Below are 21,521 nucleotides of genomic sequence, written 5' to 3' on the forward strand. Positions count from 1 at the left end.
CATGGCTAGGTTTGGTGAATGGCCACCGACCAGGTCCCGCCCATCGCCGACGAGCTGCCGACCGTGGAGCCTGGGGCCCCGCCCGCCCACATCGAGGACGACGCGGTCCACGCCGACGACGCGGGCTACCGCCAGCCCCAGGTCGACGCCGAGGCCCTCCGCAGGCTCCTCGACGGCCCGCACCGCGAGGCCCGCGACCTGGTGCGCGCCAACCTGGTCGAGCACGCACAGATCCTGCTCGACCAGGAGCAGCTGACCACGGCCGAGTTCCGCGAGCGGGTCAAGGACGTCGTGCTGACGATGGCCCGCACCGGCCAGACCGGCATGGGCTTCCCCGAGGAGTACGGCGGCGGCGGCGACATCGGCGCCTCCGTGGCGGCCTTCGAGACCCTCGCCCTCGGCGACCTGTCGGTCCTGGTGAAGGTCGGCGTGCAGTTCGGCCTGTTCGGCGGCGCGATCCTCCAGCTCGGCACCAGGCACCACCACGACGCCTACTTGGCCGACGTCGTCAGCGGCCGCACCATGGGCTGCTTCGCGATGACCGAGACCGGGCACGGCTCCAACGTCCAGGCGCTCGGCACCGTCGCGACCTACGACGCCGAGGCGCAGGAGTTCGTGGTCACCACGCCCGACGACGCGAGCCGCAAGGACTACATCGGCAACGCCGCCGCGCACGCCCGGCTCGCCGTCGTGTTCGCCCAGCTCGAGGTCGGCGGCGAGCGCCACGGCGTCCACGCCCTCGTCGTCCCGCTCCGCGACGGGGGCGGCCGGGTGCTCGACGGCGTCCGCATCGAGGACTGCGGTCCCAAGATGGGCCTGGGCGGCGTGGACAACGGCCGCATCTGGTTCGACGGCGTCCGGGTGCCCCGCACGGCGCTGCTCAACCAGTTCGCCGAGGTCACCCCCGAGGGCCGCTACCTCTCGCCCATCGACAACCCCAACAAGCGCTTCTTCACGATGCTCGGCACCCTGGTGCAGGGTCGCGTGTGCGTCGGTGGCGCCGCGATCAACGCCGCCAAGGTGGCCCTCGCCATCGCCGTGCGCTACGGCGCCCGGCGCCGCCAGTTCGAGGCCACCTCGCCCGGCGAGGAGCAGGTGCTCCTCGACTACGGCATGCACCAGCGGCGCCTGCTGCCGCTGCTCGCGCGCACCTACGCGCTGCACTTCGCCCAGGAGGTCGTCGCCGAGCAGCTGCACGACGTGTTCTCGGGCGCGGGGGGCGACGAGCACGCCCGCCGCGTGCTCGAGTCGCGCGCGGCGGGCACCAAGGCGCTCGGCACCTGGCACGCCACCCGCACCATCCAGGAGTGCCGCGAGGCGTGCGGCGGGGCGGGCTACCTCAGCGAGAACCGGTTCGCCGCCCTCAAGGCCGACACCGACGTCTTCACCACCTTCGAGGGCGACAACCACGTGCTGCTCCAGCTCGTCGCCAAGGGCCTGCTCACCGACTACTCCGGCGCGTTCGAGGACATGGACCAGCTCGGCATGGCGCGCTTCGTCGCCGGCCTCGCGGTCGAGACGGTGGTCGAGCGCACCGCCGTGCACAAGCTGGTGCAGTCGGTGCGCGACCTCCTGCCCGGCGGCGACACCTGGGACCAGGAGGCCGGGCTGCTCGACCCCAACTACCAGCTCGCCATGCTCCGCTTCCGCGAGGAGCACATGATCGGCGGCGTCGCGCGGCGTCTCAAGCGGGGGATCGACCGGGGCATGGACCCCGGCGCCGTCTTCTCCCGCGTCCAGGACCACGTCATGGCCGCCGCCCGCGCCCACACCGAGCGACTGGTGCTCGAGGCGTTCGTGCAGAAGACCGCCGACCTGCCCGACGGCGACCTCAAGGTCGCGCTCAACCTGCTGTGCGACCTGCACGCGCTCAGCGTCATCGAGGCCGACCGGGCCTGGTTCATGGAGCACGGCCGGCTCTCCAGCGCCCGCTCCAAGGCGATCACCCGCGAGGTCGGCGCGCTCTGCCGCAAGGTGCGGCCGCTGGCCGTCGACCTCGTCGACGCCTTCGGGGTGCCGCCCGAGGTGCTGCGCAGCCCCGACCTGCTCGGCGGTCCCACCGGCTCGGGCGACAGGGCGGGCGGCTGACGTGCGGCTCCCCGGGCTCGGCGGCTGGAGCGACGACCCGCTGTGGTCCTACGTCTACCCCTGGCTCGTGGAGCACGACCGCGTCGGCCGGGTGGCCTGGCGCGCCGCCACCGGCAGCGACCTGTCCCTGCTCCACGCCGCCGCCGCCGAGATCGGCACCCTGCCGCGCGGCGCGCGGGTGCTGGACCTGCCGGCCGGGTCCGGCGTCGCGCTGCGCGGCCTGCGCCCGGGGCAGGGCCTCGACTACGTCGCCGCCGACATCTCCCCGACCATGCTCGCCCGCACCCGGGCCACCGCGGCCCGCCTCGGGGTGGCCGACCAGGTCACCACGACGTGCGCCGACGTCGGCGCCCTGCCGTTCGCCGACGCCTCCTTCGACCTCGTCGTCACCCTGACGGGGCTGCACTGCTTCCCCGACCCGGGGCGCGCGCTCGCGGAGATGGCGCGGGTGCTCGCCCCCGGGGCCGTGCTCACCGGCAGCTCGCTGTTCACCGACACCGGGCCGCGGTACGCACCACTGCGCCGCGTCGGCACCCGCGCGGGCGTCCTCGGCCCGATGTGCACCTCGGCCGAGGCGGTCGCCTGGCTGCGCCGCTCCGGCTGCCGCGACGTCGACCTCACGATCCACGGCGGGGCCGGCTACTTCCGCGCCCGGAAGGACGACGCTCGATGACGTTCGGCGGACTGCCCACGCGCTTCGAGCCCGCCGGCGCGAGCCGCGGCCTCGCCGTCGTCGCTCCCGGCCGGGCCTATCCGCCCAGCGCGCCCCTGCTCGCCTTTGCCACCCGCGCGCTGCTCCAGCACGACCTGACCGTGCGCGAGCTCTGGTGGGACTCGACCACCCGCGGGGACGAGGACGCCGAGGCGTGGGTGCGCCGGCACGTGGCCGCCGCGCTCGCCGAGGAGGACGCCGACCGCGTGCTGGTGGTCGGCAAGTCGCTCGGCACCCGCGCGGCGCCGTACGCCGCCGAGCGCGGCCTCGACAGCATCTGGCTCACCCCGCTGCTCGTCGACCCGGTCGTCGCCGAGGGCATCGCGGCCAACCCGGGGCGCCAGCTGCTCGTCGGCGGGCTCGAGGACGAGCTCTGGGACGCCTCTGTGGCCCGCGAGCTCGCCGACGCGGGGTGCGAGGTGCTCGAGGTGCCCGATGCCGACCACGCCATGGCCACCCCCGACGCGGTGCGCACCGCCGAGATCCATCTGGAGGTCGCGCGGGCGCTCGTGGCGTTCCTGTCGGACACCTGAGCGGTGTCAGAGCCCGCTGCGCCGGGGGAACAGGTGGGCCGCCGCGGCGAGCGCGACCGCGGTGAGGCCGCCGCACCACGCGAGCGCGACGAACGCCTCGGAGCCGGGCGTCCGGCCGAGGAGGAGGTCCCGGAGGGTCTCGACCACCGGTGTCAGCGGCTGGTGGGCGGCGAAGGCGGCCAGCCAGTCGGGCATCGTCCGCACCGGGACGAACGCGCTGGAGGCGTAGGGCAGGAAGAGCAGGAGGAATCCGTAGCCGGTGGCGGCCTCCGGTGAGCCGGCGACGAGGCCGAGGCAGGCGAAGATCGCGGTGATGGCGAGGATCCAGGCCGCGAGGACGCCCGCGACGGCGAGCCATGCGACCACCCCGGCATCGGGTCGGTAGCCGATGGCCACCGCCACGACGAGCACCACGGCGGTGGCGAGGAGGTTGCGAGCCAGGCTCACCACGACGTGCCCCACGACGAGCGAGGCGCTGGGCACCGGCATCGTGCGCACGCGGGCCATCGTCCCGGTCGCGAGGTCCCGGTTGACCGCGACGGCCGTGGTCGCGGCGCCGAAGCCCGCGCAGGTCAGCACCACGCCCGGCACGACGTAGGCGAGGTAGTCGCCGGTCGAGCCGGTCGGCGAGAGGGCACCGCCGAAGACGTAGGTGAAGACGAGCATCAGCATCACGGGCAGCACGACGGCCATCAGCATCGCCTCCACGTCGCGTCCCGCGAGCCGCGCGGAGCGCCCGGTCATCACCATGGACGCCCGCAGGAACCCGCTTCCCGGTGCGGGGGCGGGCGCGGGCGCGTGCGGGGCGGCCATCATCACGCCACCCGCTCGGTGCCGGGCCGGGCGACGCCGGTGAGGGCGAGGAACGCCTCCTCCAGCGACGGACGGTGCACCTCGACGCGCAGTCCGGAGACCCCGCTGCCCAGGTCGGCGAGCCGGCGGGCCACGTCGCCGGCAGTGCCGTCGGTGGCGAGCTCGGTGACGACCCGGTCACCGTCGAGGAGCCGGAGCCGGCCACCGCCCACCCGCGCCTTGAGCTGCTCGGTGGTGCCCTGCGCCACGACCCGCCCCTGGTCCACCACCGAGACCGTGTCGGCCAGGACGTCGGCCTCGTCGAGGTGCTGGGTGGTGAGCAGCACGGCCGTGCCCTCGCCGGCCAGGGCCCGCACCTGGTCCCACAGCGCATGGCGGCTGCGTGCGTCGAGGCCGGTGGTCGGCTCGTCGAGCACCAGCACCTGCGGCGGGTGCACCAGGCTCACAGCGAGGTCCAGGCGCCGACGCATGCCGCCGGAGAGGCCGGACACCCGGCGTCCACCGGCGGCAGCGAGGTCGAGGCGCTCGAGCAGGTCGTCGGCGCGCCGCCGCGCCGCGCCAGCGGGCGTCCCGAGCAGCCGGGCCACCTGGACGAGGTTCTCGCGTCCCGACAGCGCGTCGTCCACGGCGGCGTGCTGGCCGGTGACGGCGATGCGGCGGCGCACCTCGACCGGATGCGTGGTGGCGTCGAACCCGGCCACGCGCACGCCTCCGCTGTCGGGCCGCAGCAGCGTGGTGACGACGCGGACGACCGTCGTCTTTCCGGCGCCGTTGGGACCGAGCAACGCATGGATGCCGGGTGCGACGACGAGCGAGAGGTCGTCGAGCGCGGCGTGGGCGCCGTAGGACACCCGGACGCGGTCGAGCTCGATCGGAATTGCGTGTGCCATACACAGAGTATGACGTACGCAGTAGCGACCTGTCACGATCGGCGCATGACGGCGACGGATGAGAGCGGACTGCCGCGGGTCCTGGCGATCGCGTGGGGCCTGCACGCCGCGCCGCAGCGAGGACCGGCGCGAGGGCTCGACCACGAGCGGATCGTGCAGGCGGCGATCGAGCTTGCCGACCGGCACGGTCTCGGCGCCGTCACCATGAAGGCGGTGGCCGAGTCGCTGGGCTTCACCACCATGTCGCTCTACCGCTATGTCGCGACGAAGGACGAGCTGCTGCTGCTCATGCAGGGCTCCGAGTCGGCCGTGCCCCCGCCCGGCCCGCTGGACCCGGAGTGGAGGACCGGCCTGCGTCAGTGGGCCGACCACCTCCGGGCGAGCTACCGGCTCCACCCGTGGCTGCTCGAGGTGCCGCGCAGCGAGCTCGCGGTGATGATGCCGGCCTCGGTCATGGTCGTCGACGCGGGCCTCGGGGTGATGGCGTCCCTGCGGCTCACCGGCCAGGAGCGCATCGCGGTCATCTTGTCCCTGAGCACCTATGCGGCGTCGTTCGTGGGCATCGAGCGCGACCTCGCCGCCGCCGGGCGGCTGGACTTCGGGCCCGAGGCGTTCGACCAGCTGGGCCGGGCGATCACGGCCGAGCGGTTCCCGCACCTCGCGCCACTCCTGGCCGGAGGAGGCTACGTCGGCGGGTCGCCCGACGTCGACGGCGGCGGGGACGCCGAGGTGGAGGACGACTTCGCCTTCGGCTTCGAGCGGCTGCTCGACGGGCTGGAGCGCCTCCACGACGAGCGCGGCGACGGGTGGGTCGACACCGGCTGAGCGGTGCTGTCACAGGCCTGGCCCGGCCGGTGTCTCCATGTCATCGACACCCGATGCAGAGGAGATGACCATGCCCAGCCAGTTCCGGATCCCGAAGGCCACGCTCGACGGTGCCTACGGCGCACTCCTGACCCGCGTCGCGCGGCGGATGTGGGGCCAGGTCCCCGACAACGCCTACGTCCTGTGGCACGACAAGCCGGTCGCCAAGGCGGTCTTCGGGTTCGAGCGCAAGGTCGCGACGTGGAAGGCGCTCGACCCGCACCTCAAGACCTACGCCGAGATGGCGAGCGCCGGTGCGATCGGCTGCTCGTGGTGCCTCGACTTCGGCTACTTCCTGGCGCACACCAACGGGCTCGACGAGGCGAAGGTGCGCGAGGTGCCGCGCTGGCGGGAGTCGGAGGTCTTCACCGACCTCGAGCGCGACGTGATGGCGTACGCCGAGGCGATGACCGCGTCGCCGCCGGAGGTCACCGACGAGATGGTGGCGAGCCTGGACGGGCGCCTCGGCCACGCCGCCGTCGTCGAGCTCACGATGGTGGTCGCGGTGGAGAACCAGCGCTCGCGCTTCAACGCCGCCATGGGGCTGGCCTCCCAGGGCTACAGCGACGTCTGCGAGCTGCCGCTCGCCGTGCCCTCCGGGACGGCTGGGACGATCCTCGGGTGAGCGTCGACCCCTACGTCACCCACCGCAGCCTGCTCTTCACCGTCGCCTACGAGATGCTCGGCTCGGCCGCCGACGCCGAGGACGTGGTGCAGGAGGTCTGGCTGCGGTGGTCCGGCGTGCCCGCCGACGAGGTGCGCGACCCGCGGGCCTACCTCGTGCGGATGACCACCCGGCTCGCGCTCAACCGGCTGCGCACCCTGGCCCGGCGCCGCGAGGACTACGTCGGCCCGTGGCTCCCCGAGCCGGTGCTGACTGCGCCCGACGTGGCCCAGGACGTCGAGCTCGCCGACAGCGTGTCGACCGCGATGCTGCTCGTCCTGGAGACCCTCCCGCCCACGGAGCGGGCCGTCTTCGTGCTGCGCGAGGTCTTCGCGGTGCCCTACGCCGAGATCGCCGAGGCCGTCGAGAAGTCGGAGCCGGCCGTGCGCCAGATCGCGGCCCGGGCCCGCGCCCACGTCGCCGAGCGGCGGCCGCGGGCCTCGGTCAGCGCCGCCGAGCGCGACGCGGTGATCGAGCGGTTCCGCGCCGCCACCGAGACCGGCGACCTGCAGGGCCTGATGGACGTCCTGGCCCCCGACGTGGTGCTGATGACCGACGGCGGCGGCCGGGTGCAGGCCGCGCTCAAGCCGATCCACGGGCGCGACAAGGTCTTCCGCTTCCTGACCGCCGTCGCCCCCGAGGCGCTCGAGCTCGAGCCGGTGTGGCTCAACGGCTCGCCGGCGATCCAGTTCGTGGTGGCGGGCCACCGCGACGGCGTCGGCACGATGCTGGTGGAGTACGGCGTGGTGACGCAGCTGTTCCTCGTCCGCAACCCCGACAAGCTCGGTCGGGTCGTCGAGGAGGTGCCGCTGCGACGGTGAGCCGCGTTCGCGGTGGGCGAAACCCCACGGGGTATCGAGGAGGTCGAGGCGCGCGTTGGACCGGACATGACCCAGAAGCTCTCGCTCCCCGCCGCCCTCCCGGTGGTGTTCCTCCGCGACACGGTCGTGCTTCCCGGCATGGTCGTGCCCATCGAGCTCGACGACCAGGCCAGCGCGGCGATAGACGCCGCCCGCCTCGCCCACGACTCCGACCCCGACAGCGAGCCGACCCGGGTGCTCGTCGCCCCGCGGCTCGAGGACCGCTACGCCACCCACGGCGTCGTCGCCGTGGTCGACCGGGTCGGCCGGTTCGCCGGTGGCCGGCCCGCCGCGGTGCTCCGCGCCGAGGACCGCGTCGCCATCGGGGCCGGGGTCACCGGACCCGGCGCCGCGCTGTGGGTGGAGGCCGAGGAGGTCCCCGCCAGCACTGTCACCGACGACGTCCTCGCGCTCGCCGAGGACTACCGCACGCTCGTCGTCTCGATCCTGGAGCGCCGCGAGGCGTGGCAGGTGATCGAGACCGTGCGCCGCCTCGCCGACCCCGATGCGCTCGCCGACACCTCCGGCTACGCGCCCTACCTCTCCGAGGACCAGAAGCGCCAGGTGCTGGAGACGCCCGACGTGGGCGAGCGGCTGCGCCTGCTCGTCGAGTGGACCCGGGCCTACGACACCGAGGACGAGGTCAACGACAAGATCAGCCAGGACGTCCGCGAGGGCCTGGAGAGGAACCAGCGCGAGTTCCTGCTGCGCCAGCAGCTCGCTGCGATCCGCAAGGAGCTCGGCGAGGGCGAGCCCGACGGCTCGGACGACTACCGCGCCCGGGTCGAGGCGGCCGAGCTGCCCGAGGCGGTCCGTGAGGCCGCGCTGCGCGAGGTCGACAAGCTGGAGCGCTCGAGCGAGCAGGCCCCCGAGGCCGGCTGGATCCGCACCTGGCTCGACACGGTGCTGGAGCTGCCGTGGAACGTGCGCACCGAGGACTCCCACGACGTCGCCGCCGCCCGCGCGGTGCTCGACGCCGACCACCACGGACTCGACGAGGTCAAGGACCGCATCACCGAGTACCTCGCGGTGCGCGCGCGTCGGGCCGAGCGCGGCCTGCAGGTCGTGGGTGGCCGCGGCTCCGGCGCCGTCGTGCTGCTCGCCGGTCCGCCCGGGGTCGGCAAGACCTCCCTCGGCGAGTCGGTCGCGCATGCCCTGGGCCGGCGCTTCGTGCGCGTCGCCCTCGGCGGCGTGCGCGACGAGGCCGAGATCCGCGGCCACCGCCGCACCTACGTCGGCGCCCTGCCCGGCCGGATCGTCCGGGCGGTCAAGGAGGCCGGGTCGATGAACCCGGTCGTGCTGCTCGACGAGGTCGACAAGGTCGGTGCCGACTACCGCGGCGACCCGGCCGCGGCGCTGCTCGAGGTGCTCGACCCGGCGCAGAACCACACGTTCCGCGACCACTACCTCGACCTCGACCTCGACCTGTCCGACGTGCTCTTCATCGCCACCGCCAACGTGGTGGAGCAGATCCCCTCGGCCCTGCTCGACCGGATGGAGCTGGTCACCATCGACGGCTACACCGAGGACGACAAGGTCGCGATCGCGCGAGACTTCCTGGTGCCGCGCCAGCTCGAGCGGGCCGCGCTGCGCCCCGACGAGGTCACCGTCTCCGCGGGCGCGCTCGGCGAGCTCGCCGCCAACTACACCCGTGAGGCCGGCGTACGCCAGCTCGAGCGGCTGCTGGCCAAGGCGTTCCGCAAGGTCGCCACCCGGCTCGCCACCGGTGAGGTCGAGCGGATCGACGTCGACGAGGCGGCCCTGAAGGACCTCGTCGGGCGCCCGCGCTTCACGCCCGACAGCCACGAGCGCACCGACGTGCCCGGCGTCGCCACCGGCCTCGCGGTCACCGGCCTGGGCGGCGACGTGCTCTACGTCGAGACGTCCGTGGCCGAGGGGCAGGCGGGGCTCACGGTCACCGGCCAGCTGGGCGAGGTGATGAAGGAGTCGGCGTCCATCGCGCTGTCGTGGGTACGCGCCCACGCGGGGGAGCTGGGCATCGACCCGGCCGCGCTGGAGCGCTCGATCCACGTCCACTTCCCGGCAGGCGCGATCCCCAAGGACGGGCCGTCGGCCGGCGTGACGATGGTGACCGCCCTCGTCTCCCTGCTCACCGGCCGGCCGGTCCGCTCGGACGTCGGCATGACCGGCGAGGTGACGCTCTCGGGGCGGGTGCTGCCGATCGGCGGCGTCAAGCAGAAGCTGCTCGCCGCCCAGCGCGCCGGGCTGGCGACGGTGTTCGTCCCCGAGCGCAACCGCCCGGACCTCGACGACGTGCCGGCCGAGCTGCTCGCCGAGCTCGACGTGCGCCCCGTCGGCCGGGTCACCGACATCCTGGCCGAGGCCCTCGAGCCGAGGGAGGCGGTCAGCGGGGCGAGCGCTGCCTGAGGCTCAGGCGTTCTCGCCCAGGCTGTCGTCGGCCAGGTTGTCGAGGTCGTTGCCGTGGCCCTCGGTCTTGAAGCGCTCGAACGACGCGTGCACCTCGGCCTCGGCCTCGGTGCGGCCGACCCAGTCGGCCCCCTCGACGGACTTGCCGGGCTCGAGGTCCTTGTAGACCTCGAAGAAGTGCTGGATCTCGAGGCGGTCGTACTTGGAGACGTGGTTGATGTCGCGCAGGTGCTCCAGGCGCGGGTCGTGGCTGGGCACGCACAGCACCTTGTCGTCGCCGCCGGCCTCGTCGGTCATCCGGAACATGCCGATCGCGCGGCACTCGATGACGCAGCCCGGGAAGGTCGGCTGCTGCAGGATCACGAGTGCGTCGAGGGGGTCGCCGTCCTGGCCGAGGGTGTGCTCGATGAAGCCGTAGTCGGCCGGGTAGGCCGTCGAGGTGAAGAGCATGCGGTCGAGGCGGATGCGCCCCGACTCGTGGTCGACCTCGTACTTGTTGCGCTCACCCTTGGGGATCTCCACCACCACGTCGAACGTCAGCACGTCTTCCTCCACACTCCTCGGCACGTCTCGGGCCCTCGCGTGACTCGGGCCCGGCCCGACGCATGGGTTCTGGGGCAGTGTCGCGCACAATGGGGCCGATGCGCGAAGCGAGAGGGGCCGAAAAGAGTGCGACGTGACCTACGCCACTCGGCCGGCCCGTCCCGCCGCCGCCCGTCCCTCCGGCACTGGCTGCCCACGCTGCTGGTCCTCGCCCTGCTCGCGGCCGGCCTGGGCGCCTACCGGTTCGAGTGGGGCCAGCGCTACCTGCCCTGGCTCGCCGCCGACCCGCTGACCGAGCCCGAGCAGGTGCTGCCGCCCGCCGGCCTCGACCTGCCCGACTGGGCGCCGCCGGGCGCCGGCGCGGTCGCCCTCGACCCGGGGGGCGCGATCCTCCCCGGCAAGGTCGCCGCCGCCGTGGCCGACGAGCTCGCCGACCCCGACCTGGGCCGCCACGTCGTCGGCGCGGTCGCACCCCTGGCCCCCGGCTCGCCGGAGTGGACCACCGGCGACGGGCGCTACCTGCCCGCCTCGACCACCAAGCTGCTCACCCTGGGGGCCGCCCTCGAGGCGCTCGGCCCCGACCACACCTTCACCACCCGCGTCGTACGCGGCACCGGTCCGCGCGACGTGGTCCTGGTCGGCGGGGGAGACCCGCTGCTGGCCAGCACGTCGCTCACGCTGGCCGAGGCCGAGTCGACCTATCCCACGCGGGCGGACGTCACGACGCTCGCCCTGCAGGTCGCCGACGCGCTCGGCGGTCGCGGACGGGTGCGGGTGCGCTTCGACGACAGCCTGTTCACCGGGCCGACGGACAACCCCGCCTGGCGCCGCGACTACGTCCCCGACGACATCGTCAGCCCGATCACCGCGCTCATGGTCGACAGCGGCCGCGAGACCGACGGCGACGGCCGTCACGACGACCCATCGCTGGCCGCGGCCAGGGCGTTCGCCGACGGGCTCCGCGCCGCCGGTCTCCGGGTGGGCGGCGAGCCGCGGCGCGTCGTCGCGCCGCCCGGCGCCGAGGAGCTGGCCGCCGTCGAGAGCGCCCCCCTGTCGCAGGTCGCCGAGCGGATCCTCGACGTCAGCGACAACGAGGGGTCCGAGGTCGTGGCCCACCACGTCGGACTCGCCACCACGGGGGTCGGGTCGTTCGAGGCGGGCGCGGCCGGGGTCGTGGAGACCCTCCGCGGTGTCGGGATCGACGTCACCGGGGCGCAGGTGCACGACGGCTCCGGCCTCTCGCGCCGCAACCGGGTCTCGACCGCCACGTTGATCGACCTCATCCAGCACGCCGCCGGCCCCGGCGGCGAGGCGATGCGCAGCCTGGTCACCGGCATGCCGGTCGCGGGCTTCACCGGCTCGCTCACCTACCGCTTCGCCGAGGGCCCCGAGGCGGGCCTCGGCGTGGTGCGCGCCAAGACCGGGACCCTCACCGGCGTGCACGCCCTGGCCGGCATCGCCGTGGACCGCGACGGGCAGCCGCTGGCGTTCGTCTTCGGGGCCGACAGGTCCCCGCCCGAGGAGCGCTACGACGCCCAGGAGGCCCTCGACCGGGCCGCCGCCGCCCTGGCCGCCTGCCGCTGCTCCACCCCCGCCGGCTGAGGTCGTCCGCCCGTCGTCGCCCCGGCTCGGACGGCAGGCCGGATACCGGGGCCCGGCTAGGGTCGCGGTATGAACCTCGTCGACTGGGACTTCGCCGTCACCGTGGGATCCCGGGTCGCCGGGCCCGGACCGGACGTGTCGCCCGACGAGGCCGCCGCGGCCGTCGTCGAGCTGCGCGAGGGCGCGACCCGCTCCACCCCGCTCGTGCGCGACTTCACCGGGCTGCACGCCACGTCCGGCACCGCCCCGGTCCTCGTCGTGGACCGCACGGGCTGGCTGCGCGCCAACGCCGACGGCTTCGCCAAGCTGCTCAGCCCGGTCGTCGACAAGCTGGTCGAGAAGAAGGGGCCGCCGTCGGCGTTCACCGCCTCGGTCGGCACCCGGGTGACCGGCGCCGAGGTGGGGCTGATGCTCGGCTTCCTGAGCAGCAAGGTGCTGGGCCAGTTCGACCCGTTCCACGACCCCCACGGCCGGCTGCTGCTGGTGGCACCCAACATCGTCCACGTCGAGCGCGAGCTCGGCGCCGACCCGACCGACTTCCGGCTCTGGGTGTGCCTGCACGAGGAGACCCACCGCGTCCAGTTCACCGCCAACCCGTGGCTCGGCGAGCACCTGATGACCCAGATGCACGCCGTCGCCGACACCATCGAGCCGAGCGCGCTGCTCGACGGGCTGCGCCGCGGCGCCGAGGCGATCCGCAGCGGCGACGGCAGCGTCCTCGACCTCGTCTCCTCGCCCCAGCAGAAGGAGATCCTTGACCGGGTCACCGGCGTCATGTCGCTGCTCGAGGGCCACGCCGACGTGGTCATGGACGGCGTCGGTCCCACCGTGATCCCGTCGGTCGCCGAGATCCGCCGCAAGTTCAACCAGCGCCGCAAGGGCGCCGGCTCGATGGACAGGCTGCTGCGCCGGCTGCTCGGCCTCGACGCCAAGATGGCCCAGTACCGCGACGGCGCGGTCTTCGTGCGCCACGTCGTCGACAAGGTCGGCATGGACGACTTCAACGCCGTGTGGAGCGGCCCCCAGACCCTGCCGTCCAAGGCCGAGATCACCGACCCGGACGCCTGGATCGCCCGCGTGCTGTGACGCTGCACCCCTCGGTCGCCGCGGTCCGGCTGCCGGTCCGCGCCACCCTCGCCCGCCTCGGGCCTCTCGGTGCCCCGGCGACCGTGGCGGTCGCGTGCAGCGGGGGAGCCGACTCGCTCGCGCTCGCCTCGGCCACGGTGTTCGAGGCCCGCCGCTCGGGCGCGCGCGTCGTCGGGGTGACCGTCGACCACGGCCTGCAGCCGGGCTCGGCGGCCCAGGCCGACCGGGTCGTCGCGCAGCTCGCCGCGATGGGGGTCGACGAGACCCTCACCGCCCGGGTCACCGTCGACCCCGCGTCCGGGCTCGGGCCGGAGGCCGCCGCCCGCGAGGCGAGGTACGCCGTGCTGGAGCAGGTCGCCGAGCACCTCGGCGCCAGCCTGGTGCTGCTCGGCCACACCCTCGACGACCAGGCCGAGACGGTGCTGCTCGGCCTGGCCCGCGGCTCCGGCGGGCGCTCGCTGCAGGGGATGCGGCCCGCCTTCGGGGTGTTCGCGCGCCCGCTGCTCGGCGTACGCCGGGCCGACACCGTCACCGCCTGCCAGGTCGAGGGGATCGAGGTGTGGGACGACCCCCACAACGACGACCCCGGCTACACCCGGGTCCGGGTGCGCCGGCGGGTGCTGCCGGTGCTCGAGGACGAGCTCGGGCCGGGCATCGCCGAGACGCTCGCCCGCACCGCCGACCAGCTCCGCGAGGACACCGCTCTCCTCGACCGCCTCGCCGAGGAGTCCCTGGCCCGTGCGTGCCGCGACGGCGGCCTCGACGTCGCGGCCCTGGGCGCCGAGCCGCCCGCGCTCCGCCACCGCGTCGTCCACCGCGCCGCCCTCGACGCCGGCTGCCCGCCCTCGGAGCTCGCCCGCGAGCACGTCCTCGCCGTCGACCGGCTGCTCGTGGACTGGCGCGGGCAGAAGTGGATCGACCTGCCGGGCCACGTCCGTGCGCTGCGGCGCGACGGGCTGCTGGTCCTCGAGGCCGTGGCCCTAGGCTGACGCCATGGACTCGTCCCACGTGGAGCACGACCTGGTCAACATCCTCTTCACCGAGGAGCAGATCCAGCAGCGGCTGGCCGAGATGGCCGTCCAGATCACCGAGGACTACGAGGGGCGCGAGCTGCTGATGGTGGGCGTCCTGCGGGGCGCGGTGATGGTGATGGCCGACCTGTCCCGGGCGATGCCGCGGCACCTGGAGATGGACTGGATGGCGGTGAGCTCCTACGGCTCGGGCACCAAGTCGAGCGGCGTGGTGCGGATCCTCAAGGACCTCGACACCGACATCAGCGGACGCGACGTGCTGATCGTCGACGAGATCATCGACACCGGGCTGACGCTGAGCTGGCTGGTCAACAACCTCTCGAGCCGCAACCCCGCGAGCGTGGAGATCGCCACGCTGCTGCGCAAGCCCGAGGCGCTCTCGATGCCCGTGGAGCCCAAGTACGTCGGCTGGGACATCCCCAACGAGTTCGTCGTCGGCTACGGCCTCGACTACCGCGAGCGCTACCGCAACCTCCGCGACATCGGCACCCTCGCACCCCACGTCTACTCCTGAACGGGCCCGAACTCCTCGCCCCGCTTCACCTCGCCTGAGACACTGGGGTCCCGGGCGGCGTGTAGCGTCCCGCCTCCACCTCCGAACAGCTGAAAGTTGCCTGTGAAGCGCATATTCAAGGGTCCCTGGGTGTGGATCGTCCTGTCCGCCTTCGCGGTGCTCCTGGCGATCCAGTTCCTCGCCCCCAGCGACGGCTACGACGAGGTCGACACCTCGACCCTCGCCTCCTACATCGACGACGGCAAGGTCGAGGAGATCGAGTTCAACGGCGCCGACTTCGAGATCCAGGCCACCCTCGACAAGGGCACCCGCGAGGACGGCGACAAGGTCGTCGCGCAGTACATCGACGGCCAGCAGGAGGAGCTCCTCTCGGCCGTCCAGGAGCAGAAGGCCGCCGGCACGATCGAGAAGTACAACTCGACCGTCCCCCAGCCGAGCTTCCTCGGCTCGCTGCTGGCCACCCTCCTGCCGTTCGCGCTGATCATCTTGCTGTTCATCTTCTTGATGAACCAGGCCCAGGGCGGCGGCGGCCGCGGCGTCATGCAGTTCGCCAAGTCCAAGGCCAAGCTCATCACCAAGGACATGCCCAAGACGACCTTCGGCGACGTCGCCGGCTGCGAGGAGGCGATCGAGGAGCTCGGCGAGATCAAGGAGTTCCTCACCGACCCGGCCAAGTTCCAGGCCGTCGGCGCCAAGATCCCCAAGGGCGTGCTGCTCTACGGCCCGCCCGGCACCGGCAAGACCCTGCTCGCCCGTGCCGTCGCGGGCGAGGCGGGCGTCCCGTTCTACTCGATCTCGGGCTCCGACTTCGTCGAGATGTTCGTCGGCGTCGGCGCGAGCCGGGTGCGCGACCTGTTCGAGCAGGCCAAGGAGAACCCGCCCGCCATCGTCTTCATCGACGAGATCGACGCCGTCGGCCGCCACCGCGGTGCCGGCATGGGCGGTGGGCACGACGAGCGGGAGCAGACCCTCAACCAGCTGCTGGTGGAGATGGACGGCTTCGACGTGCGCGGCGGGGTCATCCTCATCGCGGCGACCAACCGTCCCGACGTGCTCGACCCCGCGCTGCTGCGCCCGGGCCGCTTCGACCGGCAGATCCAGGTCGACGCCCCCGACCTCAACGGCCGTCACCAGATCCTCAAGGTCCACTCGCGCGGCAAGCCGATCGCGCAGGACATCGACCTGCTGAGCGTCGCGCGCCGCACGCCCGGCTTCACCGGTGCCGACCTGGCCAACGTGCTCAACGAGGCCGCGCTGCTCACCGCGCGCAGCAACGCCAAGATGATCACCGACGAGGCGCTCGACGAGGCGATCGATCGCGTGATCGCCGGGCCGCAGCGCCGTACGCGCCTGATGAGCGAGCGCGAGAAGCTCATCACCGCCTACCACGAGGGCGGCCACGCGCTCGTCGCCGCCGCGCTCCCCGGCACCGACCCGGTGCACAAGGTGACGATCCTGCCGCGCGGTCGCGCGCTGGGCTACACGATGGTGCTGCCCGACCGCGACAAGTACTCCCAGACGCGCAGCGAGATGCTCGACTCGCTGGCCTACATGCTCGGCGGCATGGCCGCGGAGGCGCTGATCTTCCACGACGTGACCTCCGGTGCCGGCAACGACATCGAGAAGGCCACCAACCTGGCGCGCGCGATGGTGACCCAGTACGGCATGACCGAGCGCCTCGGCGCGGTCAAGCTGGGCGACAACAACTCCGAGCCGTTCCTGGGCCGCGACATGGGCCACACGCGCAACTACTCCGAGGAGACGGCCGCCGCGGTCGACGAGGAGGTCAAGACCCTGCTCAACCACGCCCACCAGGAGGCGTTCGAGATCCTCGAGACCAACCGCGACGTGCTCGACTCCCTGGTGCTCGCGCTGCTCGACAAGGAGACGCTCGACAAGGCCGAGATCGCCGAGATCTTCGAGGCGCTCACCAAGCGGCCCAACCGGCCCGCCTGGACCGGGTCGCCCGAGCGGGTGCCGTCGTCGATCCCTCCGGTCGACATCCCGCAGGCGATCCGCGACCGCGTCCACGCCGACACGGCCGCCCCCGAGGACGACGGCGGCGCGATCCTCACGCCTCCCGGCGCCGGCGGTGACGTCCACGGCATCCCCGAGATCCACCCCGACACCCCCACGCCGCCGCGCCCGGACGCGCCGTGACCGACCCGATCTCCGTGCCGGAGCGCGCGCCGGGGGAGGTCCCCGAGTTCGACCACGCGCGCGCCGAGGCGGCCGTGCGCGAGCTGCTGCACGCCATCGGCGAGGACCCCGGGCGCGAGGGGCTGCGCGAGACCCCCGCGCGGGTGGCGCGTGCCTACGCCGAGCTGACGCAGGGCCTGCGGCAGACCGCCGGCGACGTGCTGACCACCACCTTCGACCTCGGCCACGAGGAGATGGTGCTGGTCCGCGACATCGAGCTGTGGTCGATGTGCGAGCACCACCTCGTGCCGTTCACCGGGGTCGCCCACGTCGGCTACATCCCGGCCGAGACGGGCAAGATCACCGGCCTGTCCAAGCTCGCCCGGCTCGTCGACGTCTACGCCAAGCGCCCGCAGGTGCAGGAGCGGTTGACCACCCAGATCGCCGACTCGCTGATGCAGATCCTCGAGGCCCGCGGCGTGATCGTGGTGATCGAGGCCGAGCACCTGTGCATGACGATGCGCGGGGTCAAGAAGGCCGGCGCACGCACCATCACCTCCGCGGTCCGGGGCGCGTTCCTCACCCACCAGGCCACCCGCGCCGAGGCGATGGCGCTCATCCACTCCGGGGCCAGGTGAGCCAGGGCGCACCGCCCACGGCCCGGGTCCCCCGGGTGATGGGGATCGTCAACGTCACGCCCGACTCGTTCTCCGACGGCGGCCGGTGGGCGACCACCGAGGCCGCGGTCGACCACGGCCGGCTCCTGCTCGCGCAGGGGGCCGACCTGCTCGACATCGGCGGGGAGTCGACCCGCCCCGGCGCCACCCGGCCGCTGGTCGCCGAGGAGCTCGACCGCGTCGTGCCCGTGATCCGCGAGCTCGCGGACGCCGGTGCCCTGCTCTCGGTCGACACGATGCGCGCCGAGGTGGCCCAGGCCGCCCTCGACGCCGGCGCGCGGATCGTCAACGACGTGTCCGGCGGCCTGGCCGACCCGCGGATCCTCGACGTCGTCGCCGCGAGCGACGCCTCCTACGTCGCGATGCACTGGCGCGCCCACTCCGACCGGATGCGCGACTTCACCGACTACGCGCCCGACGGGGTGGTGGCGTCGGTGCGCCGCGAGCTCGCCGAGCGGCTCGAGGCCGTCGAGGCCGCCGGCATCCCCCGCTCGCGCGTGCTGCTCGACCCCGGCCTCGGCTTCGCCAAGGAGCCGCACCACAACTGGGACCTGCTGGCCGCGCTCGAGCGCCTGCACGAGCTCGGCTGCCCGCTGCTGGTCGGCGCCAGCCGCAAGTCGTTCCTCGGCTCGCTGCTGGCCCAGGACGGCCGACCGCGGCCGGTCGACGAGCGCGAGCACGCCCACGCCGCGCTGGTGGCCCTGCTGGCCGTGCGTGGGGTCGAGTGCCTGCGCGTGCACGACGTACGAGCCACCCGCGACGCGCTCGCGGTGGTCGAGGCGATGAGGTCGCACGATGAGGTCGCACACGGAGGTCGCACATGACGGATGAGCTGTCGGTCCGGGGCATCGAGTGCTTCGCCCACCACGGCGTCTTCGACTTCGAGAGGCGCGAGGGCCAGGTCTTCGTCGTCGACCTCGTGCTGGGCATCGACACCCGCCCGGCGGCGGCCTCCGACGACCTCGCCGACACCGTGGACTACGGGTCGCTGACCGCCGACGTCAAGGCTGCCGTCGAGCGCGACCCGGTCGACCTGATAGAAACCGTCGGCCAACGCATCGCCGATGTGTGCCTGACGGACTCTCGTGTTGAATGGGCGCGAGTCACGCTGCACAAACCTGATGCCCCCATCGACGCGACGTACTCGGACGTCGCGCTGACGATCACCAGAACGCGAGGCAACGCTCATGACTGAGACCCCCAACCCCCACATCGTGGACACCGACGCCCTCACCGGCGAGATGCACCCGATCCGTCGCGTGGTGGTTGCGCTGGGCTCCAACCTCGGAGAGCGCCTGGCCTCCCTCCAGGGGGCGGTCAACGCCCTCGCCGACACCCCCGACTTCTTCGTCACGGGCGTCTCGCCGGTCTACGAGACCGAGCCGGTCGACGCCCCCGAGGGGTCGCGTCCGTTCCTCAACGCCGTCCTGCTCGCCGACACGACGCTCCCGGCCGCGCGGCTGATGGAGCGGGCGCTGGCGATCGAGGACGCGTTCGGCCGCGAGCGCGGCGACGTCCCCAACGCTGCGCGCACCCTCGACGTCGACCTCATCGTTGTCGGCGACCGCCGCTCCAACGAGGACTTCCTCCGGCTGCCGCACCCGCGTGCCCACGAGCGGGCGTTCGTGCTGCAGCCGTGGTACGACCTCGAGCCCGACGCGGTCTTCCCCGGCCGGGGCCCGATCGCCGACCTGCTCGACGCCTCCGACTCCTCGGGCGTGAAGAGGCGCGAGGACCTCACGCTCGAGGTCGAGTGATCACCCCACGGCGTCCTGCTCCTCCGCTGCGCTCCCCCGCACGACGCCGCAGGGGCCACGAGTGACCGGCCCCGAGGGTCCCGACGGTCCCGACGGCCCCGACGGGGATCCGCCGGAGCCGCGCGGGACGCTGCGCCCCACCTCCGCGGGCGCCCTGACGGTGTGCGCCGTCGTGGGCCTGGCGCTCGGGTGGGGCATGCACCCGCTGGTCGAGGCGCTGACCGGGCGGCCGCCGCTGGTGTCGTGGGCGCAGGCCCTGGTGCTCGTCATGGTCGCCGCGATCATGGCGTTCCTGGCCTGGCACACGTGGCAGACGGTGCACGTGCGCGGTGAGCGGCTCGAGCCGCAGCAGGCCGTCAACCGGCTCGTGCTGGCCCGGGCGTGCGCGCTCGCCGGCACGCTCGTCGCCGCCGGCTACGTCGGCTACACGGTCGGCTGGCTGGGCGACGAGTCGCAGTACGCCCAAGGCTGGATGCTGCGCGCACTGGTCGCTGCGGCCGGGGCGGCCGGCGTGAGTGTGGCCTCGCTCGCCCTCGAGCGTGCGTGTCGCGCAGACGGCGGCCGGTCACAGCCCTAGGGTGGCGCCATGCCTTCCCAGCAGCCCCAGCAGTCCCAGGTGTCGCGGACGCCTGCTCGCCGTCGTCAGCGCAGCACACGCCTGGTCGTGGCCGTCGCCCTCCTCGTCGTCGGCGCGGTCCTCGTGGTCGGCGCGCTCGCGTCCTCCTCGGCGACCCTGACCGCTGTGGCTGCGGTCGTGGCCGTGCTCGCCGGCGCGGCCGCCACCCGGATCACCCACACCGAGCTGATGCAGGCCCGCCGCGACGCCGCCCGCGACAGCGCCGTGCAGGCCCAGCAGTACCGCGAGCTCACCGAGCGGCGCACAGCGGAGTCCGTCGCCTTCGCCGCCGACATGCGGCGCAAGATCGACGAGCGCGAGGAGGCGATCGACGTCCTCGAGCGCGCCCTGTCGAGCGCGCAGAAGAACGCCGCCGAGCAGACGCTCAAGCGCGGCCAGGAGGCCCGTCGCGCCGACGCCGCCGAGCGTGGCCGCGACGACGCCGAGCGCGGTCGCGACGACGCCGAGGGCCGGGCTGCCGAGGCGATCGTGCTCGTGGCCGAGCTCGAGGCCGAGATCGACGTGCTCCGCGCCGAGCTCGACGTGCTCCGCGCGGCCGCGGCGCGCCGCGACCACCGCAGCGCCTGAGGCAGCCGACGCCGCCGCGGCGGCGTACGGAAGAATGGGTCCTCGTGATCCCCGAGGACAACCGGTTCGAGAGCGACCCCGCCGACGCGCTGCCCGACGACCCCGGGCTCGCGGCGGGCTGGCAGGCCGAGACTCCCGACGGCGACGACCCGGCCACGATCGAGCGGCTCGTCGAGCTGCTGCGTGAGCACGAGCGCGCCGGCCGCGGGTGGGCGAGCTCCGGCGAGGACGCCGTGCGGGTCGAGGTCTCCGACCGCGGCCTGGCGATGCGCGAGAACGTCGTGCTGCGCGACCCCGACGGCCGGATCCAGGCCTGGGGGAGCGTCCACGACCGCGCGTCGGGGCGGATGCTCTTCGTGCACATCGTCGCCCGCGACCTCGACGAGCGCGTCGCCGCGCGCTGCAGCGACGTGCTGTTCGCGTGGGCGCAGACCCAGGCGGAGGCGGTCGGGGCGGCCCGCGGCGTGCCGGAGCAGCAGATCGACACGGGCGCCTTCGCCGACGACGAGCGCCAGCACGCCTGGCTCGCCGCGGCCGGGTTCGAGCGCGTCCGCACCTGGTGGCAGATGAGCCGCCCGGTGGAGCCGGCCGAGGCCGAGCTGGTGCCCGACCCGGCACGCTGGGAGCGCAAGGGCGTGGTCTTCCGCCTGGTCGAGCGCCAGGGCGGCCCGGACTCCGGCGGCATGCCCGACGAGGCCGACCTGCGCGCGGTGCACGACGTGCTGGAAGGGGCCTTCACCGACCACTTCAACTCGACGGAGGAGACCTTCGACGAGTTCATCCACCGCCTCCGCGAGGACCCCGGCCACCGCTGGGACCACTGGTGGCTGGCCGAGATCACCGACGAGGCGGGCGGCACCGAGGCCGCCGGCGCCCTGGTGGGCTCGGTGAGCGAGTCCGACACCGGCCCCGACGGGTCCTACGTCGCCTACCTCGGCGTGCTCGAGTCCGCGCGCGGGCGCGGCGTGGCCACCGGCCTGCTCCGCACGATCATCGCCGACGCCGCCTCACGCGGCCGCGACCGCGTCGGCCTGGAGGTCGACGCCGACTCGCCCACCGGCGCCGACGGCCTCTACACGTCGATGGGCTGGGCCACGTCCTACGTCACGGAGTCGTGGCACCGGAGCGTGACGACCTCGACGACCGGCTGAGCGCC

22 protein-coding genes are annotated in these 21,521 nt (G+C 73.7%); 19 read left to right on the forward strand and 3 right to left on the reverse strand.

Features of this window, described 5'->3' with window-relative positions; genetic code table 11:
- Positions 1–18: 18 nt before the first annotated feature.
- The 3 genes from AC54T2_RS06695 to AC54T2_RS06705 are packed head-to-tail and all read left to right on the forward strand — an operon-like array spanning position 19 to position 3,333.
- The gene (locus AC54T2_RS06695) at positions 19–2,088 is read left to right on the forward strand and encodes an acyl-CoA dehydrogenase family protein (RefSeq protein ID WP_496665819.1); all 2,070 of its coding nucleotides are present in this window, start codon (positions 19–21) and stop codon (positions 2,086–2,088) included.
- Position 2,089: 1 nt separating this feature from the next.
- Complete coding sequence (locus AC54T2_RS06700; protein ID WP_496665820.1) at positions 2,090–2,761, forward strand: class I SAM-dependent methyltransferase; 672 nt, start codon at positions 2,090–2,092, stop codon at positions 2,759–2,761.
- On the forward strand, positions 2,758–3,333 hold the full coding sequence (locus tag AC54T2_RS06705) for a hypothetical protein (RefSeq protein WP_496665821.1): 576 nt from the start codon (positions 2,758–2,760) through the stop codon (positions 3,331–3,333). The genes AC54T2_RS06700 and AC54T2_RS06705 overlap by 4 nt, the downstream gene beginning before the upstream one ends.
- A gap of 6 nt (positions 3,334–3,339) precedes the next feature.
- On the opposite strand, the gene AC54T2_RS06710 is transcribed toward AC54T2_RS06705, so the two are convergent.
- Positions 3,340–4,149 (reverse strand): ABC transporter permease, encoded by an 810-nt coding sequence (locus AC54T2_RS06710; RefSeq protein ID WP_496665822.1) that lies wholly within the window; start codon positions 4,147–4,149, stop codon positions 3,340–3,342.
- On the reverse strand, positions 4,149–5,036 hold the full coding sequence (locus AC54T2_RS06715) for an ATP-binding cassette domain-containing protein (RefSeq protein WP_496665823.1): 888 nt from the start codon (positions 5,034–5,036) through the stop codon (positions 4,149–4,151). Before AC54T2_RS06715 ends, AC54T2_RS06710 begins: the two co-directional genes overlap by 1 nt.
- A 45-nt stretch (positions 5,037–5,081) precedes the next feature.
- Between AC54T2_RS06715 and AC54T2_RS06720 the strand changes: the two genes are divergently transcribed.
- From AC54T2_RS06720 to lon, 4 genes are all read left to right on the forward strand, one after another.
- On the forward strand, positions 5,082–5,861 hold the full coding sequence (locus tag AC54T2_RS06720; protein ID WP_496665824.1) for a TetR/AcrR family transcriptional regulator: 780 nt from the start codon (positions 5,082–5,084) through the stop codon (positions 5,859–5,861).
- Between the two features lie 70 nt (positions 5,862–5,931).
- Positions 5,932–6,525, forward strand: a complete 594-nt coding sequence (locus tag AC54T2_RS06725; protein ID WP_496665825.1) for a carboxymuconolactone decarboxylase family protein — start codon at positions 5,932–5,934, stop codon at positions 6,523–6,525.
- The gene (locus AC54T2_RS06730) at positions 6,522–7,385 is read left to right on the forward strand and encodes an RNA polymerase sigma-70 factor (RefSeq protein ID WP_496665826.1); all 864 of its coding nucleotides are present in this window, start codon (positions 6,522–6,524) and stop codon (positions 7,383–7,385) included. The genes AC54T2_RS06725 and AC54T2_RS06730 overlap by 4 nt, the downstream gene beginning before the upstream one ends.
- Positions 7,386–7,451: 66 nt before the next feature.
- Positions 7,452–9,812, forward strand: coding sequence for an endopeptidase La (gene lon, locus AC54T2_RS06735; protein WP_496665827.1), 2,361 nt, complete (start codon positions 7,452–7,454; stop codon positions 9,810–9,812).
- Between the two features lie 3 nt (positions 9,813–9,815).
- On the opposite strand, the gene AC54T2_RS06740 is transcribed toward lon, so the two are convergent.
- Positions 9,816–10,352, reverse strand: coding sequence for an inorganic diphosphatase (locus AC54T2_RS06740; RefSeq protein WP_496666256.1), 537 nt, complete (start codon positions 10,350–10,352; stop codon positions 9,816–9,818).
- Between the two features lie 129 nt (positions 10,353–10,481).
- Between AC54T2_RS06740 and dacB the strand changes: the two genes are divergently transcribed.
- The 12 genes from dacB (at position 10,482) to AC54T2_RS06800 (ending at position 21,516) form a co-directional block, all read left to right on the forward strand.
- Positions 10,482–11,957, forward strand: coding sequence for a D-alanyl-D-alanine carboxypeptidase/D-alanyl-D-alanine endopeptidase (gene dacB / locus AC54T2_RS06745; protein WP_496665828.1), 1,476 nt, complete (start codon positions 10,482–10,484; stop codon positions 11,955–11,957).
- A 69-nt stretch (positions 11,958–12,026) separates the two neighbouring features.
- Positions 12,027–13,043: a zinc-dependent metalloprotease gene (locus tag AC54T2_RS06750; RefSeq protein WP_496665829.1), complete on the forward strand. Its 1,017-nt coding sequence runs from the start codon at positions 12,027–12,029 to the stop codon at positions 13,041–13,043.
- Complete coding sequence (gene tilS / locus AC54T2_RS06755; RefSeq protein WP_496665830.1) at positions 13,040–14,032, forward strand: tRNA lysidine(34) synthetase TilS; 993 nt, start codon at positions 13,040–13,042, stop codon at positions 14,030–14,032. The genes AC54T2_RS06750 and tilS overlap by 4 nt, the downstream gene beginning before the upstream one ends.
- A gap of 4 nt (positions 14,033–14,036) precedes the next feature.
- Positions 14,037–14,588: a hypoxanthine phosphoribosyltransferase gene (gene hpt / locus AC54T2_RS06760; protein ID WP_186340091.1), complete on the forward strand. Its 552-nt coding sequence runs from the start codon at positions 14,037–14,039 to the stop codon at positions 14,586–14,588.
- Between the two features lie 102 nt (positions 14,589–14,690).
- Positions 14,691–16,748, forward strand: a complete 2,058-nt coding sequence (ftsH, locus tag AC54T2_RS06765) for an ATP-dependent zinc metalloprotease FtsH (RefSeq protein ID WP_489975660.1) — start codon at positions 14,691–14,693, stop codon at positions 16,746–16,748.
- Entirely contained in the window at positions 16,745–17,365 is a 621-nt protein-coding gene (folE, locus tag AC54T2_RS06770) for a GTP cyclohydrolase I FolE (RefSeq protein ID WP_186340093.1), read from the forward strand. Before ftsH ends, folE begins: the two co-directional genes overlap by 4 nt.
- A 38-nt stretch (positions 17,366–17,403) precedes the next feature.
- A complete protein-coding gene (gene folP / locus AC54T2_RS06775; RefSeq protein ID WP_496666257.1) occupies positions 17,404–18,228 on the forward strand; it encodes a dihydropteroate synthase in 825 nt (274 codons plus the stop codon).
- Complete coding sequence (gene folB / locus AC54T2_RS06780) at positions 18,225–18,599, forward strand: dihydroneopterin aldolase (RefSeq protein ID WP_186340094.1); 375 nt, start codon at positions 18,225–18,227, stop codon at positions 18,597–18,599. The genes folP and folB overlap by 4 nt, the downstream gene beginning before the upstream one ends.
- Positions 18,592–19,161 (forward strand): 2-amino-4-hydroxy-6-hydroxymethyldihydropteridine diphosphokinase, encoded by a 570-nt coding sequence (folK, locus tag AC54T2_RS06785; RefSeq protein WP_186340095.1) that lies wholly within the window; start codon positions 18,592–18,594, stop codon positions 19,159–19,161. Before folB ends, folK begins: the two co-directional genes overlap by 8 nt.
- 61 nt (positions 19,162–19,222) lie before the next feature.
- Positions 19,223–19,738 (forward strand): DUF3180 domain-containing protein, encoded by a 516-nt coding sequence (locus tag AC54T2_RS06790; protein WP_496665831.1) that lies wholly within the window; start codon positions 19,223–19,225, stop codon positions 19,736–19,738.
- 9 nt (positions 19,739–19,747) lie between these two features.
- Positions 19,748–20,365 (forward strand): hypothetical protein, encoded by a 618-nt coding sequence (locus AC54T2_RS06795; protein WP_222129349.1) that lies wholly within the window; start codon positions 19,748–19,750, stop codon positions 20,363–20,365.
- Positions 20,366–20,409: 44 nt separating this feature from the next.
- Positions 20,410–21,516, forward strand: coding sequence for a GNAT family N-acetyltransferase (locus AC54T2_RS06800; protein ID WP_489975662.1), 1,107 nt, complete (start codon positions 20,410–20,412; stop codon positions 21,514–21,516).
- Positions 21,517–21,521: the final 5 nt, after the last annotated feature.

The organism is Nocardioides sp. Z35_8 (assembly GCF_059621125.1).